Source organism: Streptomyces sp. GQ60 (assembly GCF_059758875.1).
The window spans coordinates 540,037-557,315 of record NZ_JCAXEG010000003.1 but is presented as its reverse complement, the minus strand read 5'-3'; the positions used below and the strand labels follow the sequence as shown (position 1 = coordinate 557,315).

General features: G+C 73.5%; 12 protein-coding genes and 1 pseudogene. 4 read left to right on the top strand and 9 right to left on the bottom strand.

Annotated elements, in window-relative coordinates:
* Window positions 1-9 precede the first annotated feature (9 nt).
* Window positions 10-615, bottom strand: coding sequence for a hypothetical protein (locus tag AC6CKD_RS11125; protein WP_498326840.1), 606 nt, complete (start codon window positions 613-615; stop codon window positions 10-12).
* A 239-nt stretch (window positions 616-854) separates the two neighbouring features.
* Here AC6CKD_RS11125 and npdG point away from each other — a divergent pair, with 239 nt between their 5' ends.
* Window positions 855-1,568 (top strand): NADPH-dependent F420 reductase, encoded by a 714-nt coding sequence (npdG, locus tag AC6CKD_RS11120; RefSeq protein WP_489365373.1) that lies wholly within the window; start codon window positions 855-857, stop codon window positions 1,566-1,568.
* An 87-nt stretch (window positions 1,569-1,655) separates the two neighbouring features.
* Here the strand turns inward: npdG and AC6CKD_RS11115 are convergent, their stop codons facing one another.
* Window positions 1,656-3,764 carry a TerD family protein gene (locus AC6CKD_RS11115; protein WP_498326839.1) on the bottom strand — a complete coding sequence of 703 codons (2,109 nt, stop codon included), beginning with the start codon at window positions 3,762-3,764 and terminating at the stop codon, window positions 1,656-1,658.
* 174 nt (window positions 3,765-3,938) lie between these two features.
* Here AC6CKD_RS11115 and AC6CKD_RS11110 point away from each other — a divergent pair, with 174 nt between their 5' ends.
* Entirely contained in the window at window positions 3,939-4,133 is a 195-nt protein-coding gene (locus AC6CKD_RS11110) for a hypothetical protein (RefSeq protein ID WP_498326837.1), read from the top strand.
* A gap of 47 nt (window positions 4,134-4,180) precedes the next feature.
* Here AC6CKD_RS11110 and AC6CKD_RS11105 read toward each other — a convergent pair.
* Together AC6CKD_RS11105 and AC6CKD_RS11100 are read right to left on the bottom strand one after the other, a co-directional pair.
* A pseudogene (locus AC6CKD_RS11105) lies at window positions 4,181-4,732 on the bottom strand (site-2 protease family protein); the annotation flags it as partial.
* 44 nt (window positions 4,733-4,776) lie between these two features.
* On the bottom strand, window positions 4,777-5,607 hold the full coding sequence (locus AC6CKD_RS11100) for a site-2 protease family protein (RefSeq protein ID WP_498326836.1): 831 nt from the start codon (window positions 5,605-5,607) through the stop codon (window positions 4,777-4,779).
* 61 nt (window positions 5,608-5,668) lie between these two features.
* On the opposite strand from AC6CKD_RS11100, the gene AC6CKD_RS11095 reads away from it, so the two are divergent.
* Window positions 5,669-9,589, top strand: a complete 3,921-nt coding sequence (locus AC6CKD_RS11095) for an AfsR/SARP family transcriptional regulator (RefSeq protein WP_498326835.1) — start codon at window positions 5,669-5,671, stop codon at window positions 9,587-9,589.
* A gap of 64 nt (window positions 9,590-9,653) precedes the next feature.
* Here AC6CKD_RS11095 and AC6CKD_RS11090 read toward each other — a convergent pair whose 3' ends face one another.
* From AC6CKD_RS11090 to panB, 3 genes are all read right to left on the bottom strand, one after another.
* Window positions 9,654-10,505 (bottom strand): ABC transporter permease, encoded by an 852-nt coding sequence (locus AC6CKD_RS11090; RefSeq protein ID WP_498326834.1) that lies wholly within the window; start codon window positions 10,503-10,505, stop codon window positions 9,654-9,656.
* The gene (locus AC6CKD_RS11085; protein WP_498326833.1) at window positions 10,502-11,533 is read right to left on the bottom strand and encodes an ATP-binding cassette domain-containing protein; all 1,032 of its coding nucleotides are present in this window, start codon (window positions 11,531-11,533) and stop codon (window positions 10,502-10,504) included. Before AC6CKD_RS11085 ends, AC6CKD_RS11090 begins: the two co-directional genes overlap by 4 nt.
* Window positions 11,534-11,653: 120 nt before the next feature.
* Window positions 11,654-12,514, bottom strand: a complete 861-nt coding sequence (gene panB / locus AC6CKD_RS11080; protein WP_498326831.1) for a 3-methyl-2-oxobutanoate hydroxymethyltransferase — start codon at window positions 12,512-12,514, stop codon at window positions 11,654-11,656.
* 285 nt (window positions 12,515-12,799) lie between these two features.
* Between panB and AC6CKD_RS11075 the strand changes: the two genes are divergently transcribed.
* On the top strand, window positions 12,800-13,828 hold the full coding sequence (locus tag AC6CKD_RS11075; RefSeq protein ID WP_498326830.1) for an endonuclease/exonuclease/phosphatase family protein: 1,029 nt from the start codon (window positions 12,800-12,802) through the stop codon (window positions 13,826-13,828).
* Between the two features lie 52 nt (window positions 13,829-13,880).
* On the opposite strand, the gene AC6CKD_RS11070 is transcribed toward AC6CKD_RS11075, so the two are convergent.
* Window positions 13,881-15,635, bottom strand: coding sequence for an NAD+ synthase (locus AC6CKD_RS11070; RefSeq protein WP_498326828.1), 1,755 nt, complete (start codon window positions 15,633-15,635; stop codon window positions 13,881-13,883).
* A gap of 86 nt (window positions 15,636-15,721) precedes the next feature.
* Window positions 15,722-17,041 (bottom strand): DUF4352 domain-containing protein, encoded by a 1,320-nt coding sequence (locus AC6CKD_RS11065; protein ID WP_498326827.1) that lies wholly within the window; start codon window positions 17,039-17,041, stop codon window positions 15,722-15,724.
* Window positions 17,042-17,279: the final 238 nt, after the last annotated feature.

Sequence of the window (17,279 nt, the reverse complement as noted above, 5' to 3'; positions counted from 1 at the left end):
CCGCTGCGGCTACCAGCGGCTGGGCGGCGGTGCGGCCAACTGGTCGGCCAGCCGCGCCAGCCGGTCCCGGAACCGCCCCGGCCCGCGCTGCACCGGCAGGCTGTTCTCCCCGGCCGCCGCACTGACCAGGTGCTGCACGGTGTCCAGGTCCAGTTCGGCGGCCCCGTCCGGCACGGACAGCACCTCGTGCGCGAGCGTCCCGAGATCAGGGTCCCCGCCGTCCAGGGACAGTACGGTCGCCCCCGCGCGGCGGGCGTCGTGCACCCGCTCCAGCAGTCCGTCCCCGGGCTGCTCCGGAGCCACCACCAGCAGGGTGTGACCGCGCCGGGCCCCCTCCAGCCGGCTCAGGCCGACCGACAGGTGCGGGGCGTCACCGGGCAGCACGTGGTGGCGTACGAGCGTGGGCGCCAGCTCCGGCAGCCCCGACCAGGCGGCCTCGTCGACCAGGTGCGCCGCCAGGTGCCAGGGCTCGTACTGCTCGGTCCCGACCAGCAGCAGGTTCCCGCCGGCCGGCACGACCGACCGCCGCAACGTCCCGGCGAACCGGCGCGCGGCACCGGGCCACTCCGTACCGGCGAGCACCTCGCGCAGCAGCGCGACTCTCACGGCGTCCATATCGGCATCCTGCCCCATGGAAGGGACAAACGGGAGCCGTTCCCCCCATCTCCCGCCCACCCGGGCCTCTCCCGCCCACCCGGGCCTCTCCCGCGCCCACCGGGCCCGGTCCGCCCACCCGGGTCTCTCCCGCGCCCACCCGGCCCCGGCCCGCCCACCCGGGCCTCTCCCAGCCCACCCCGGCATCTCACACCGTCCGCGCATTCGCCTCTGACGATCTCGCGGCTACCCTCGCCCCCATGACCTCCACAGACAGCACGCAGCAGCCCGCGAAGGCCCCCGCCAAGGACCCCTGGGACCTTCCCGACGTCTCCGGCCTCGTCGTAGGCGTCCTCGGCGGCACCGGCGACCAGGGCCGGGGCCTCGCCTACCGGCTGGCCCGCGCCGGCCAGAAGGTGATCATCGGCTCCCGTGCGGCCGACCGCGCGCGCACCGCCGCCGACGAGCTCGGCCTCGGGGTGGAGGGCGCGGACAACGCCGAGTGCGCGCGCCGCAGCGACATCGTGATCATCGCGGTGCCGTGGGAGGGCCACGCCAAAACCCTGGAATCGCTGCGCGAGGACCTCGCCGGCAAGCTCGTGGTCGACTGCGTCAACCCGCTCGGCTTCGACAAGCAGGGCGCGTACGCCCTCCAGGTCGAAGAGGGCAGCGCGGCCCAGCAGGCCGCCGCCCTCCTGCCGGACTCCCGCGTCACGGCGGCCTTCCACCACCTCTCGGCGGTCCTGCTCCAGGACGAGTCGATCGACGAGATCGACACCGACGTGATGGTCCTCGGCGAGGTCCGCGCCGACACCGACATCGTCCAGGCCCTCGCCGGCCGCATCCCCGGCATGCGCGGCGTGTTCGCGGGCCGCCTGCGCAACGCCCACCAGGTCGAATCCCTGGTGGCCAACCTCATCTCCACCAACCGCCGCTACAAGGCCCACGCGGGCCTGCGCATCACGGACGTCTGACCACCCGGCCCGCCGGCACCCTGGCCCTGGGCCACCCGCCCGTCCGCCCCCACGCGGGGCCGCCGGACAGGGTGGCCCCGCGCGTCCTCAGCCGCGCCGCCCGCCGCGCCCCTCGACCGGGCCCAGGTGCGCCACCACGCCGTGGTAGAAGCGCTCCACGGCATCGTCCACACTGCGGATGAACCCGGACTCCGTGTTCCCCCGTGTGTTCCCCATCCCCTTGAGCAGCGACAGCCGGAATCCGACGACGGCCGAGCCGTCCACGGGCAGCAGATCGCCCGGCTCGGGCCGCAGTCGCTCCAGCGTGCCGCGCGGCCCGCTCCCCGGCCCTGCCCCGGCACCCGGCACCGCCTCGAGGAGACTCTCCACGTGCAGGTCCGCCGGAGCCTCGGCGAGCAGCTTCAGCAGCCGCTTCACCATGGCCAGCGGGTACGCGGCCTCCGGGGCCGGCACGTCGACGGACGTCCGCACCTTGGAGGTCCTGAGGTCGGCGCTCACCGCGATGACGCTGCTGGTCCCGTCGACGCGCAGCTCCGCGGAGAGCTTCCCGTCCGCGCACAGCCGGTCCGCCGCCGCGACCCGGCGGGCCTGCGGATCACTGCCCCGCCGGGCCCGCTGCACCGGCAGCGCCTTCTGCCCCAGCTCCCCGCCGAGGCGCAGACACACTTGGCGGACCAGCCGCTCCCAGCTCTCCACGACCTCCACCGTCCGGGCGTCCCCGAGGCCGAGGGTCTCGTCCTCGATGCCCTTGCGCACGGGCACCCAGGCGGCGCCCATGTTTTGGAACCCGTGGCAGCCGGACTGCTCGTGCCGCAGGTACTCCAGGAGCTCCTGCAGCAGCCAGGCGTGCGCGGCATTGCCCACGCCCTCGTGGCGGATCAGCAGGTGTGCCTGGTGGGCGACCTCGGCCCAGGACAGGTGCCAGAGGCTGACCTTGTGCTTGCGCCGGCCGTCCACCTTCACCTCCACCATGGGGCGGCCCTCCAGGGCCACGTCGTTGGAGAGGGTGATCACGGCCTCGTAACCGCGGCGCGCGGCGATGTCCATGTACGACTGGACCTGCTCCGCCTTGAGCGGGTTGCCGTTCGTCTTCGTCTCCACGAGCGCCGTCCACAGCTTCCCCGCGCGCTCCACCCGGATCACCCCGTCCGGGCGCCGCGGCGTGTCCCCGTGGGGGAGGGAGACCTCCGTGAAGGTCTGCATCCGGCCGGCGGGCGCGCCGAACCCCGCGGTGAGGCGGCGGCCGAACTCCGGCACCTGCGCCATGACCGACAGCAGGACCGAGGTGGCGCGCACCTCACGTTCCCTGTCGCTCTTGAGCGAGGGGACGGGGAACAGACGGGCCTGGCTCCACGAGTCGTTCTCGGCGAGGGACTTCTTGGCCACCTTGGGCAGGGTGACCTTCTTCCTGGTGGTACGGGGACCCCGGCCGCGGGTCTGCGCCGGTACGGCGACGGGCGCGGCCGCCTCGGCGGGCCCGGGCCCGGGCTCGGCGACGGGGTCGGTCGCGGGGTCGGTGGCGGACACGTCGGCGGCCGGGGCGTCCGCTCCCGTCGCCGTCGTCGTACCGGCCGCTCCGAGGCCCTGCGCACCTCCGGGCGGGGCGGCGGCCTCCTCCGGCTCCCGCCCAGCCCCTTCGGGTTCCTCGGACTCCTCCAGCACCGGGATGCCGAAGTCCGTGGCCAGTCCCGCGAGGCCGGTTTCGTACCCCTGGCCCACCGCGCGGAACTTCCATTCCTCGCCCCGCCGGTACAGCTCGCCGAAGATGAAGGCGGTCTCGACGCCCGCGTCGTCGATGGAGTAGCCGACCAGCGGTTCTCCGGTGCGGTCCGCGACCGTCATCCGCAGGTCGTCGAGGTCCCCGAAGCGCGCGCCGGCGTACCGGCTGGCCGCCACGACGATCCGCGCGACTCCCTCCGGGACCGCCGTCAGGTCCACGCTGATGCGGTCCTCGTCGCCGTTGTCCGTCGGGACCTTGCCCAGCAGCTGCACGCTCCCGTCGGCGGCCGACGGGTTGTTGTAGAAGTAGAAGTCGTTCTCGTCGCGGACCTTGCCGTTCTCGTCCAGCAGCAGCACCGAGACGTCGGCGTCACCCGCCCCCGAAGCGCTGCTCCAGCCCAAACTCACGACGACCGCCCCGGCGTCCTCACTGAGGGCGGTCAGGCTGACGTTCGCGCCCTTCGGGATCTCCTGCATGTCTTCCCCCCGGTCCTTCCGCACCCCCGTGCGCGGTGCGTCTCGGGCGAACCGTAGCGGTGGGGGGAGGAAAAGATCACGGGATGGCGGAAATCGGCCCGACGGGAGCACGCCGGGGCATGGGGGACACTGGAAGGGCTTGAACCGCTTCAGTGCCCCCGAGGAGCCCCCGTCATGCCCCGCCTTGCCGTGTTCGCCGTCGTTCTCTGCGTCCTCGCCACTGCCGCCGCCGTGGTCTCCTTCATCGAGGGCAGCCTGCTCGGGATCGTGTGGGTGCTGATGGCGGGCATCACGTCGAACATGGCGTGGTTCTACGTGCGCAAGGCGAAGATCGAGAAGGCCGCGGCAGCGGCCCGCGCGGCGGGCTGACCGGGCCGACCGGGCCGGCCGCGGGCTGATCGCGGCCCGGCCGCGGGCTACGGCGCCTGGCAGAAGCCGCTGGTGTCCTGCCAGAACTGGTAGAGGTCGCGGCCGCAGTACGCCTCCAGCTCGCTCACGCCCAGCGTCGACAGCAGCCCGTACACCGCGTCGAAGAAGTACGCGTTGATCTCCGGGATCCACAGCAGCGCGAACACGGCCAGCAGGCCGAAGGGCGCCAGCGGCGCCACCTGGCGGCGGACGCCGGGGGAGAGCCAGGGCTCGATGATGCCGTAGCCGTCCAGGCCGGGGACCGGCAGGAAGTTCAGGATCGCCGCCGAGACCTGGAGCAGGGCCAGGAAGGCGAGCGCGAAGCGGAACGGCGTCGGGACCCCGTCCAGCGCGTTCAGCCAGAACGGGGCCGTGCAGACGGCCGCGAAGGCGACGTTCGTCAGCGGGCCGGCCGCCGAGATGAGGCTGTGCCGCCACCGGCCCTCGATCCGGTCGCGCTCGGTGTACACGGCGCCGCCGGGGAGGCCCAGTCCGCCCATGATCACGAAGAGCACGGGCAGGACGATGCTGAGCAGTGCGTGCGTGTACTTGAGGGGGCTAGGTACCGGGCTGTTAGCCCCGTCTGACCTGCGCTGATGCCCGCTCAGCCTTGCGGGGTCGGGCAGAAGCCCGACTCGTCGCGCCAGAAGCTGTACAGCTCGCGGCCGCAGTACGCCTCCGGCTCGGTCACGCCGAGGGGGCTCAGCAGGCCGTAGACCACGTCGAAGAAGAACCCGTTCACCTCGGGGATCCACAGCAGCGCGAAGATGGCGATCAGGCCGAACGGCGCCAGCGGTTCCACCTGCCGGCGGACGCCGTGCGACAGCCAGGGCTCGATGACCCCGTAGCCGTCCAGGCCCGGGACGGGCAGGAAGTTCAGGATTGCCGCAGAGACCTGGAGCAGTGCCAGGAACGCGAGTGCGAGGCGGAACGGCCCCGGAATCCCCTCCAGGGCATCCAGCCAGAAAGGCGCCGTGCACACGACGGCGAATGCCACGTTGGTCAGGGGGCCTGCCGCCGAAATCAAGCTGTGCTTCCAGCGGCCCTGGATCCGGCCGCGCTCGATGTATACAGCACCGCCCGGCAGGCCGATGCCCCCGATGATGATGAAGAGAACGGGAAGGACGAAGCTCAGCACTGCGTGGCTATAGGCCAGGGGGTTCAGCGTCAGGTAGCCCTTCGCGCCGACGCTGAGGTCTCCGCTGTGCAGGGCGGTGCGGGCGTGCGCGTACTCGTGCAGGCACAGGGAGACGATCCAGGCCGCCGTGACGAAGAGGAAGACGGCCAGTCCGGTGCTGGTCGAGTACCCCGTCCACACGGCCCACCCGGTGACCGCCATGACGGCGAAGATGCCGAGGAACACGGGACTGATCTGCCGGTCGCCGCGGTCGTGACTGCGGTGGTGGCTACGGTTGCGACTGCCCTGGGGACCCATACGGGGAACCTATCCCGGAGGCGGCGCCCCGGGGGAGCTCCGAGCCGGAGACAATGGGCCGGTGCGTTACGCGATGCTCGGCACCACCCAGGCCCTCCGCGACGACGGGAGCTCCGTACCCGTCGGCGGGGCGCGGCTGCGCGCGCTCCTGACCGCGCTCGCGCTGCGGCCGGGGCGGGCGGTGCCGGTGGCCTCGCTCATCGACGAGGTGTGGGACGGGGACCCGCCGGCGGACGGCCCCGCGGCCCTCCAGGCACTGGTGGGGCGGCTGCGCCGGGTGCTGGGGCGCGAGGCGGTGGGCTCCGGGGAAGGCGGCTACTGGCTCGTCGCCGAGCGGGACGACATCGACCTCTACCGCTTCGAGCGGCTGGCGCGGGCGGCGGCGCGGGGCACCCCGGCGGAGGCGGCCGCCCTCTACGACGAGGCCCTCGCCCTGTGGCGGGGCGAGCCGCTCAGCTCGCTGCCGGGTTCAGGGCCGGAGGCCGCCCGCTGGGAGGCGCTACGGCTGGACGCGCGCCGGGGCCGCCTGGACGCGGCGCTGGCGCTGGGGGAGGCGGAGCGGGTCCTGCCGGAGCTCACCGCGCTGTGCGCGGGGCTGCCGCTGGACGAACCCCTGCAGGCCCTGCGCATCCGCGCGCTGCGCGACGCGGGCCGCCCGGCGGAGGCGCTGGCCGCGTACGACGAAGTCCGCCGGGACCTCGCCACCCGCCTGGGCACCACCCCCGGCCCCACCCTCCGCGCCCTCCACACGGCCCTCCTGACCGCCCCGACGGCGAGCCCCCACCCCGGTCCGACGGCGGGACCCGCCTCCGTCCCGACGGCTGGCCCCGGACCCTCCGGCCCGATGGCTGGACCTGTCTCCGGCGCGACGGCCGGCCCCGCCGGCTCGGGCCCGACGGCCGGACCCGCCTCCGGCCCGACGGCCGGTCCCGAGCCCCTTCCCGGGGCGCCGGCCGTACACGGTCACTCCGATGCCGCAGCCGGACCCGGGCCGTTTCCTCCGGCGCCGAGCGGCACGGGCAGGGCGGCGCCGACCGCCGGGGCCGTCCGGACCGACCAGCCCGCCCGGACGGGGCAGGGCGGATCCGCTCCCGACCGGGGGCCCGGCCACCCCGCCGAGGACTCGACGGGCCCGGCGTACCCTGCCGGGTCCGGCGTACCCGCGGGGTCCGGCGTACCCGCCGGGACCGGGCCGGGCCGCTCGGCCGCCCCGGCGGCCGGACCCGGCGGGCCCGTGCCCGGCCACGGCCACAACGGCCGGCCCGGCACCCCGGCCGAGCCGCACCGGCCCTCCTCGGTGCCGTCCGGGACCATGGGCGGGGACCCCCACGGGGCCGCCGCGGTGGTCGGGGGTGGTCAGGTGCCGCCCGGCTCCGGCCCGGGTGCGGGCAACCTGCGGATGCGGCTGACCACCTTCGTCGGGCGGGAGGAGGACATCCGGGTGATCGGGGACGACCTCGCCCGGTCGCGGCTCGTCACCCTGCTCGGACCCGGCGGCGCCGGCAAGACCCGGCTGTCGCAAGAGGCCGCCGAGGCACACGCGCGGACCGGCCGCGGTACGCCGGACGCACCCCCCGCCGCCGGCACCGGCACGCGCACTCCCGCCGGAGGACCCGCCTGGGCCGACGGGGTCTGGTTCGTGGAGCTTGCTCCCGTGGACGATCCGGAGGATGTCGCCGAGGCCGTGCTCGCCGCGCTCGGGGCGCGGGAGACCAAGCTGCGCGGCGGCTCCGCCGAAGAGATGCGGGTACTGACCGAGCGCGGCGGGGACCACCCGCTCGACCGGCTCGCAGAACATTGCGCGCGGCGCCGGATGCTGCTGATCCTCGACAACTGCGAGCACGTCGTCGACGCCGCCGCCCGCCTGGCCGAGGAGGTGCTCGCACGCTGCCCCGGCGTACAGATCCTGGCCACCAGCCGCGAACCCCTCGGCGTGCCCGGCGAGACGCTGCGCCCGGTGGACCCGCTGCCCGACCCCGTCGCGCTCCGGCTGCTCGGCGACCGCGGGGCCGCCGCCCGGGCGGGGTTCACCGTGGACGAGGACCCGGCCGCCGCCGTGGAGATCTGCCGTCGGCTCGACGGGATGCCGCTCGCCATCGAGCTGGCCGCCGCCCGCCTGCGGCTGCTCACCCCCCGCCAGATCGCCGACCGGCTGGACGACCGGTTCAGGCTGCTGACCGGCGGCTCGCGCACCCACCTGCCCCGCCAGCAGACCCTGCGCGCGGTGGTCGACTGGTCCTGGGACCTCCTCGACGAGCCCGAACGGGCCGTCCTGCGACGGCTGTCCGTCTTCGCCGGCGGCTGCGACCTCGACGCCGCCGAGGCCGTCTGCGCGGACGGGGGATACCTCGATCGCGCGGACGTCGCCGACCTGCTCGGATCCCTCGTGGACAAGTCCCTCGTCGTCGCCGCCCCCGACGGCCCCGCCGGGATGCGCTTCCGCCTCCTGGAGACCGTCGCCGAGTACGCGGCCGACCGCCTCGCCGAGGCCGGCGAGGACCGGGCGCAGACCGAGCGCCGCCACCTCACCCACTACCGCGAACTCGCCCGCACCACCGAGCCGCTGCTGCGCGGCCACGGCCAGCGCGCCGCCGCCGACCGGCTGGCCACCGAGTACGAGAACCTGCGCACCGCCCTGCGCCGCGCCGTCGCCGCCAAGGACGTGGGCGAGGTGCTCTGCCTCGTGCATTCCCTCGGCTGGTACTGGCACATGCACGACCTGCGCGCCGAGACCCGCCACTGGGCGGGTGCCGCGGCCGCCCTAGGCCCGGACCCCTTCGCCGCGCCCGTCGTCCCCGCCCGGCCCGTCTACCAGCAGATCGTCGACGCGCCCCCGCCCTACGAGGGCGAACTGCTCACCGAGGCCTGGCGCGGCATCCACCTGTTGTGCCTGGTCGCCCGCGACCAGATCAGCTCCACCTGGTCCACCCCCGAGGTCCGCGCCCAGGCCGAGGGCGTGGTCGCCGCCTACCGCCCGGGGCTGCCACAGACCTGCCGGGCCCCTTCCTTCCTGTGGATCTACGCCGTCATGATCTCCGGGGACGCCGAACTGCTCCACCGCGTCAGCGAGGAGACCGTCGAGACGGCCCGCGCGCTCGGCTACCGCTGGGAGCTGGCCTCCGCCCTCCAGCTCCGGGCCAACATCCTCGCCAACCGCGCCGACGGGGCCGGCGACGCGTCGCGCGACGCCGAGGAGAGCCTCGCCCTCTACGCGTCCCTCGGCGACGACTGGGGCTGCGCCGAAGCCCTCTCCGCCCGCGCCGAGGCCCGGGAGAAGCGAGGGGAGTACGCCCTGGCCGCCCAGGACTACCGCGCCGCGATCGAGTACGCCCGGCGGCTCGGGGCCAAGGCCCAGGTCACGGTGTTGCAGGTGCGGATGGCCGGCAACCTCGCCGAGGACGGCCACCTGGAGGAGGCCGAGGAGCTCCTCACCGGCCTGCTCGCCGGAGCCATCCACCAGTTCGGCAACGAGGCCGTGCCCGCCGCCCAGATGTTCCTCGCCTGCATCTACGGCCGCACCGGCCGGCTCCCCGAGGCCCGCGCGCAGCTCCAGGCCCTGCGCGAGGAGTTCGCCGTCGGCGCCTTCGCCATGTTCGACGGCTTCCTGCTCGGCCTGCTGGCCTGGATCGACAACGAGGAGGGCCGGTACGAGGACGCCGTCGCCCGGCTCCGCCAGGCGATGGAAGCCGTCCGGGACCCGCTCTCGATGATGCTCGCCCCCCACCTCCCGGCCGCGTACCTGATCACCGGAGCCCGCTCCCTCGCGCACCTCGGCGGCCGGGTCCGGGCGTACGACGCCGCGCGGCTCATCGGCGCCTACCGCGCGCTGCTGCCGCCCGCCCACTTCCCGGTCACCGTCGAGCGCGCGGACGCCGAGCTGGCCGAGCGCCTGGCCCGGGCCGCGCTCGGCGACGCCGCGTACGAGGCGGCGTACGCCGAAGGCGGCGGCCTCACCCTGGAGGAGGCCACCGCCCTCGTCTGACCCGGCCGCCTCAGCGGTACGGGGGTCCGCCCGGGACGCGATCCGGAACGGACCGGTCCACGGATCAGGTCTTCTGGCGGAACTTGCGCACGGCGAGCGGCATGGTCACCAGCGTGATGCCGACCGACCAGGCCAGGGTGATCCACACGGAGTTGCCGAGCGGGGTGTCGTTGATCAGGGAGCGGGCCGCGTCGGCCAGGTTGGACAGCGGGTTGACGTCGGTGAAGCTCTGCAGCCAGCCGGGCATCGTCGTCGGCGGGGCGAAGATCGAGCTGCCGAACTGCAGCGGCATCAGGACCAGCATCGCCACGCCCTGGACCGCCTGGGGGGTCTTCATGCTGAGGCCCAGCAGGATGAAGATCCACATCAGCGAGGCGCCGAAGACCGCCGACAGCCCGATGGCGAGCAACAGGTCGAGCACCGAGGACTTGATCGACAGGCCGAGCAGGAAGCCCATGCCGAGCAGGATCGCGATGGCCACCATCATCCGGCCGAGCTCGACCACGATCTTGGCGATGAGCACCGAGGAGCGGGCGATCGGCATGGACCGGAAGCGGTCCATCACGCCCTTCTTGAAGTCGTCGTTGACCCCGGTGCCCACGCCCATGGCGATGTTCATGCCCATCATCGCCATCAGGCCCGGGACCACGTAGTTGACGTACTCGTCCTGGTTGCCCTTGCCGGAGATCGCGCCGCCGAAGACGAAGACGAACAGCAGCGTGAAGATGACCGGCATGAACAGGACGTCGAACATCGACTCCGGGTCCTGCTTGATCTGCAGGACGTTGCGCCGTGCCAGCGCGCCGATGTGACGCAGGTTGCCCCGCAGCCCGATCCGGCCCTCGTCCGCCGGGACGGGCCCGGCGGCCGGGGCGGCCGCGGTGGGGCTGGGCTTCGTCGTGGTAACGGTGCTCATGCCGCGACCTCCTCGGTCTGCTGGTTGGGGATGGAGTCCTCGACGGTGGGCTTCTGTCCGGTGATGGACAGGAACACCTCGTCCAGGCTGGGCAGGTAGGTGCTGATGTCGGAGATCCCGTACCCGCGGGCGGCCAGCAGGCCCACCACGGCGGTCAGCTGCTCGTCGGCCAGGATCGGCACCAGCAAGGCGCCCTCGTCGGGCACGGCCTGGGAACCGGCCACCCCGTCCAGACCGGCCTCGGCCAGCGAGCGGGCCATGCCCGGCAGGTCGGCCGGGTCGGTGGGGCGGATCCGCAGCGTTCGGCCGCCGAGGCGGGCCTTCAGCTCGTCGACCTTGCCGTTGGCGATGACCTTGCCCTTGTCGATGACCGTCAGCTCGTTCGCGAGCTGCTCGGCCTCCTCCATGTACTGGGTGGTGAGCAGGACGGTGGCCCCCTCGGCGACCATCCGCTGCACCTCGTCCCACACCTCGTTGCGGGTACGGGGGTCCAGACCGGTGGTCGGCTCGTCCAGGTACAGCACGGCCGGGCTGCCGATCATCGAGGCGGCCAGGTCGAGCCGGCGCCGCATGCCGCCGGAGTAGGTCATCACGGCCTTCTTGGCGGCGTCCGTGAGGGAGAACCGCTCCAGCAGCTCGTCGGCACGGCGCCGGGAGTCCTTGCGGGACAGGTCCAGCAGCCGCCCGATCATGTAGAGGTTCTCCCAGCCGGAGAGCTTCTCGTCGACCGAGGCGTACTGGCCGGTCAGGCCTATGGTCCGGCGCAGCTGCCGGGGCTGGCGGACCACGTCGAAGCCGGCGACCCGGGCGGTGCCGGCGTCGGGGGTGATCAGGGTGGAGAGGATGCGGACCAGGGTGGTCTTGCCCGCACCGTTGGGACCGAGGACCCCGAGGACGGTTCCCTCGCGGACGTCGAGGTCCACACCATCGAGGGCTTTGGTCTCGCCGTAGTGCTTGACCAGTCCCCGGACCTCTACGGCGTGCGAGCCGTTCAGGGGATTCTTGTCGTTTCGCGTCATGTCCACCATGGGACCAGACGGCACTGACAACCCACCGACAAGCCGCCGACAAGCCACCGACAGCGGCCCACGGAGCACCGGCGGAGGTCCGCGGGCCGTCGGGCCGACGGACCTCCGCAGGTCGTCGGACTAGTGGAAGGCGTGCTCTTCCTGCGGGAACGTTCCGCCGACCACGTCCTCGGCGAAGGCCTTCGCCGCGTCGCCCATGGTCGCGCGGAGGTTCGCGTACTGCTTGACGAACTTCGGCATCTTCCCGCCGGTCAGCCCCATCATGTCCGTCCACACCAGCACCTGCGCGTCGCACTCCGCGCCGGCGCCGATGCCGACCGTCGGAATGTGCAGGGACCGGGTGACCTCCGCGGCCAGCTCGGCCGGGACCAGTTCCAGCACCACCGCGAAGGCGCCCGCGTCCTGCGCCGCCTTCGCGTCGCGCAGGAGCTGGTGCGCCGCCTCGTCGCCGCGGCCCTGCACCCGGTAGCCCATGGCGTTCACCGACTGCGGGGTCAGGCCCAGGTGGGACATGACCGGGATGCCCGACTGCACGATCAGCTCGGTCTGGCGCAGCGAGCGCTCGCCGCCCTCCAGCTTCACCGCTCCGACCCCGGCCTCCTTGACGAGCCGGGTGGCGCTGCGCAGCGCCTGCACCGGTCCCTCCTGGTAGGAGCCGAAGGGGAGGTCGCCGATGATCAGGGCCCGGCTGGTGCCGCGTACGACGGCCGCCGACAGCATGGTCATCTCGTCCATCGTCACCGGGACGGTGGTCTCGTAGCCGAGGTGACAGTTGCCCATCGAGTCGCCGACGAGCATGACCGGGATGCCGGCCTCGTCGAACACGGACGCGGTCATGGCGTCGTAGGCGGTGAGCATGGGCCACTTCTCGCCGCGTTCCTTGGCGAGGGTGAGGTCGCGGACGGTGATGCGCCGGGTGCCCGAGCCTCCGTACAGGGTGGCGGAGGAGGCTTCGCGGGCAGGCGAAACGGCATGCGTCATTGCAACTGCTCCTTGATGTTCATCTCGAGGCACCCTTACGGCGTCCCCGGACTCACCACCATGGTGGCACTCTCGGGGCCCCAGCGGGAAGTGGCACGGGGCCCGGCCCGCCCCGGCGGCCGGAGTACGGGCCAATGTGCGCGTTTGGTGACAAGCGGAACCCCGGGCGCCAGGCCGTTCGTCCTCCCGGACGTACGGCCGAGACAATCGGCGCGGAACGGTCCGTACATCGCCTAGGGTCAAGAGGCGGGGACGGAGCGCGAGCACGGCAGCGAGGGCAGTGGCATGGCACAGGCGTACATGACGGAGACGGGGAGCGACGGCTCGGAGCCCGAGCCCTCCCGGACGGGTCTCCGGCGCCGGCTGACCGACCTGCGGCGGGATCCGGGCATCTGGCGCCGCGGCGTCGTCCTCGCCGCGCTCTCCGTGCTGATCTCGATGGTCATGATCTTCCACGCCGAGCTGCCCAACGACATCGGCAACCTCGGCAGCCTCACCGAGACCTTCCTGCCCTGGTTCGGCCTGGCCGTCCCGGTGCTCTTCGCCGCCGCGCTCTTCCGCAAGTCCGCGACCGCGCTGATCGCGATACTGCTGACCGCCGCGGTATGGGTGAACCTCTTCGGCGGCCTGGTCACCGACAAGGCGCAGGCCGGCGGCAACCTCACGGTCGCCACCCACAACGTCGACGCCGACAACGCCGACCCCGCCGGCACCGCCGCCTCGGTCGCGAAAGCGGGAGCCGACGTACTGGCCCTGACCGAGCTCAAGGGCAGCGTCGTCCCCGTCTACGAGAAGGCCCTCAAGGGCACGTACAAGTACCACTCCGTCGAAGGCACCGTCGGAATCTGGAGCAAGTACCCGCTGGTCGCGAGCCGGCCCGTGGACATCAAGATGGGCTGGACCCGGGCCATGCGCGCCACGGTCCACACCCCCTACGGAGAAGTGGCCGCCTTCGTGGCCCACCTCCCCTCGGTCCGCGTCAAGCTCAACGCCGGCTTCACCGCCAACCAGAGGGACAACAGCGCCGACGCCCTCGGGGCCGCGCTCGCCGCGGAACCGCTGCGACGGGTCATCCTGCTCGGCGACCTCAACGGAACCGTCAACGACCGGGCCCTGTCCGAGGTCACCTCGCAGCTGCGCTCCACCCAGGGCGCGTCGGGCGACGGCTTCGGCTTCAGCTGGCCCGCGCAGTTCCCGATGGCCCGGATCGACCAGATCCTGGTCCGCGGGGTCACCCCCGAGGCCTCCTGGACCCTGCCCCGCACGGGCAGCGACCACCTGCCGATCGCCGCCCGGGTCACCGTGAAGCCGTAGGCGGGGCCGGGCAGGCCCGGGCCGGGACGGAACCCGGCGCCGGACCCGCTGCCTACGCCTGCTCGCGCCAGCCGTTCGTGATGGGCAGCCGGCGGTCCTTGCCGAAGCCCTTCGCGGAGATCTTCGTGCCCGGCGGGTACTGCCGGCGCTTGTACTCGGCGGTGTCCACCATCCGCAGGGTCTTGGCGACCAGCTCGGGCTCGTAGCCTGCCGCGACGATCTCCTCCAGACCCTGGTCGCGGTCCACGTACAGCGCCAGGATCCCGTCGAGCACGGGGTAGTCCGGCAGCGAGTCCGTGTCCACCTGCCCCGGGCGCAGCTCGGCGCTCGGCGGCTTCACGATGGAGTTCTCCGGGATCGGCGGGGTCTCGCCGCGCTCGGCCGCCGCGCGGTTGCGGTACTCGGCGAGGCGGAAGACGTCCGTCTTGTAGACGTCCTTGATCGGGCCGTACGCGCCCACCGAGTCCCCGTACAGGGTGGAGTAGCCGACGGCCAGCTCCGACTTGTTGCCCGGGGCCAGCACGATGTGGCCCTCCTGGTTGGAGAGCGCCATCAGCAGGGTGCCGCGCAGCCGGGACTGGAGGTTCTCCTCGGCGAGCCCGGTCAGGCCCAGCGCGCCCATGTACGCGTCGAACATCGGCTCGATCGGCACGGTCCGGAAGTTCAGGCCGGTCCGCTTCGCCAGCTCGGCCGCGTCGCCCCGGGAGTGCTCCGAGGAGTACTTGGACGGCATCGAGACGCCGTACACGTTCTGCGCGCCGATCGCGTCGCAGGCGACGGCGGCGACGAGCGCGGAGTCGATGCCGCCGGAGAGGCCGATCAGGACCGACCGGAACCCGTTCTTCCGGACGTACGCGCGCAGACCCACCACCAGCGCGTCGTAGATCTCCTCGTCGTCGTCCAGCCGGTCGGCGTACCCGCCCGTCACGACGGGCTCGTACGGCTCCACCGGCTCCTCGGTGAGGATCACACGGTCGATGCGCAAGCCGTCGTCGACGGCGCCCTCGACCGGGACGGCCGAGGCGGCCGGCAGGTCCAGGTCGACCAGTACGCAGCCCTCGGAGAACTGCGGGGCGCGCGCGATGACCTCGCCGGCGGAGTCGACGACGATCGAGTCGCCGTCGAAGACCAGCTCGTCCTGGCCGCCGATCATCGCAAGGTAGGCGAGGGTGCAGCCGGCCTCCTGGGCGCGTTTGCGCACCAGCTCCAGGCGGAGGTCGTCCTTGTTGCGCTCGTACGGGGAGGCGTTGATCGAGATCAGCAGCCCGGCCCCGGCGGAGCGGGTGGCGGGGACGCGCCCGCCCTCCTGCCAGAGGTCCTCGCAGATGGCCAGGGCCACGTCCACGCCCCGCACCCGGATCACCGGCTGGGTGTCGCCCGGCACGAAGTACCGGAACTCGTCGAAGACGCCGTAGTTGGGGAGGTGGTGCTTGGCGAAGCGCAGGACGACCTGCCCGCCGTACAGCACGGCGGCCGCGTTCTCGGGGGACCCGGCCGGGCGGCCGAGCCGGGGCGCGGCCTTCTCCGTACGGTCGAGGTAGCCGACGACGACGGGGAGGTCCCCGAAGCCCTCGGCCGCCAGCCGCCGCGCGAGTTCGAGCAGCGCCGTACGGGAGGCCTCGACGAAGGAGCCGCGCAGGGCGAGGTCCTCGACGGGGTACCCGGTCAGCACCATCTCCGGAAACGCCACCAGGTGGGCGCCCTGTTCGGCGGAGTGCCGGGTCCAGTGGACGACCGAGTCGGCGTTGGCGGCGATGTTGCCGACCTGCGAGTCGATCTGATTCAGAGCGAGGCGTAGTTGAGGCACGCGGCCCAGTCTAATCGTCTTTCTGACGCGATGTCCTGGGAGTCGCTGCGGTCGTCGCACTTCCCTCTGTTCCCACGGTCGCCGGTTCAGCCGATCGGGCCGCTCCAGATCGCGTCGTCGTACTCGGTGCCGGGCGAGATCTCGAAGTGCAGGCTCTTGGTGCCCTCGGGGACGACGAAGGCGAAGGTGCCGGTCATCGACTGGCCGGCCATGACGGAGCCCTTGAACATCTTCGGCACGGAGCCGTCGAACGCCATCTCGGCCTCGGCGCCCTGGTCGTCGCGGGCGTGCGGCAGGGCCAGGCCGACGTCGAGCGCGGCCCCCGAGTTGTTGACGATCTTCACCGTCACCTTGACCGCGTTGCCGTTGCGGGCCGCGGGCGGGAAGGCCGTCGAGGCGGGCTTGTACGGGACCGCGCGCTGCACGGTGACCTGGACGCCGTCGTCGTAGGTGTAGGGCGCGCCCCAGGCCAGGGCCGAGGTCTTGCCCGGGATGTCGGAGGGCGAGGGCTTGGGCGTCGGCGTCGCCGGGGCGCTCGGGAACGTCGGCTCGTAGTCGTAGTCATAGCCGTCGCCCGAGCGGTTGTCGGCGATGTTCTTGTCGATCTTGTCGACGACGGTCGTGGTGATGTACCAGCCGCCGACGGAAGCGCCGAGGCCGAGGAGGCTGAGGGCGGTGCCGAACGCGGCCATGGTGGCGCGGGGGGCGCCGCGGCGGGACTTGAGGACGGCCGCGATGCCGATGCCGACGCCGGTCAGGGCGAGGATGGTGCCGGCCCAGAAGAAGAAGGGGATCAGGCCGACGAAGATGCCGAACAGCCCGAGGAGCAGGGCGGCGAGGGCCAGGCCGTTCGCGGCGGCCGGCGGCGGCGGGAAGCCGGGCGCCTGCGGGCCGCCGGGGTAGCCGCCCGCGTAACCGCCCGCGGGCGTGGCCCAGGGGTTGCCGGGGACGGGGGCGGGGGCGCCGGGGGCGCCGTACGGGGCTCCCCACGCGGACACCGGGGGAGCGGTGGCGGCCGCCGGGGCGGGGGTGACCGGAGCGAAGGAACCGGGGGCGGGGGCCGCCTCCACGGGCTGCTGCCCGGCCGGGGCCGCTGCCGGTGCGCCGGCGCCGGCGTCCGCCGGGACGGCGTCCGCGGGCTCGGCCGGGGCGGCCGCAGGGACAGCCGGGGCGGCGTCCGCGGGCTCGGCCGGAACCGCGTCCGCGGGCGCTGCCGGGGTCTCTGCCGGGGTCTCGGTCAGGGCCGGGGCCGGGGTCAGGGGCTGGGGCGGTGTCAGGGCGGGGGGCTTGTCGAGGGACAGGGGCTGCGCGGGTGCCGGTATGGGGGCCGCCGCGGGTACGGGGGTCCCCGCGGGCTCCGTCGGCGGGCCGGACGGGGTGCTGGGCGGGTTCGGCGGGGTGCTCATACCGGCGGGAAGTCCTTCAGGTCGCAATCGGCGCGTGACGATCACCAGCCTGTCATGGAATTCGGGGGGCCCGTCGAGCATTTAGGCCCCCTGCGACACCCCGATGCCGGCCTGCGCACCCCGGGGCCCGCCCGGCGCGCGTGCCGCGCCCCCGAGCGGCGCGGTACGGCGCGTCCTGGCGGGCGGCCGCCGTGCGGCGACCCGGACGGCGCACGGCGCCCCGGGGAACGAAACGGGC

What these genes read in the sequence shown, in the direction of transcription:
- AC6CKD_RS11125 (WP_498326840.1), bottom strand. Translation starts at nt 615, where the DNA reads ATGGACGCCGTGAGAGTCGCGCTGCTGCGCGAGGTGCTCGCCGGTACG.
- panB (WP_498326831.1), bottom strand. Translation starts at nt 12,514, where the DNA reads ATGACGCATGCCGTTTCGCCTGCCCGCGAAGCCTCCTCCGCCACCCTG.
- AC6CKD_RS11065 (WP_498326827.1), bottom strand. Translation starts at nt 17,041, where the DNA reads ATGAGCACCCCGCCGAACCCGCCCAGCACCCCGTCCGGCCCGCCGACG.
- AC6CKD_RS11085 (WP_498326833.1), bottom strand. Translation starts at nt 11,533, where the DNA reads ATGGTGGACATGACGCGAAACGACAAGAATCCCCTGAACGGCTCGCAC.
- AC6CKD_RS11100 (WP_498326836.1), bottom strand. Translation starts at nt 5,607, where the DNA reads ATGGGTCCCCAGGGCAGTCGCAACCGTAGCCACCACCGCAGTCACGAC.
- AC6CKD_RS11115 (WP_498326839.1), bottom strand. Translation starts at nt 3,764, where the DNA reads ATGCAGGAGATCCCGAAGGGCGCGAACGTCAGCCTGACCGCCCTCAGT.
- AC6CKD_RS11075 (WP_498326830.1), top strand. Translation starts at nt 12,800, where the DNA reads ATGGCACAGGCGTACATGACGGAGACGGGGAGCGACGGCTCGGAGCCC.
- AC6CKD_RS11110 (WP_498326837.1), top strand. Translation starts at nt 3,939, where the DNA reads ATGCCCCGCCTTGCCGTGTTCGCCGTCGTTCTCTGCGTCCTCGCCACT.
- npdG (WP_489365373.1), top strand. Translation starts at nt 855, where the DNA reads ATGACCTCCACAGACAGCACGCAGCAGCCCGCGAAGGCCCCCGCCAAG.
- AC6CKD_RS11090 (WP_498326834.1), bottom strand. Translation starts at nt 10,505, where the DNA reads ATGAGCACCGTTACCACGACGAAGCCCAGCCCCACCGCGGCCGCCCCG.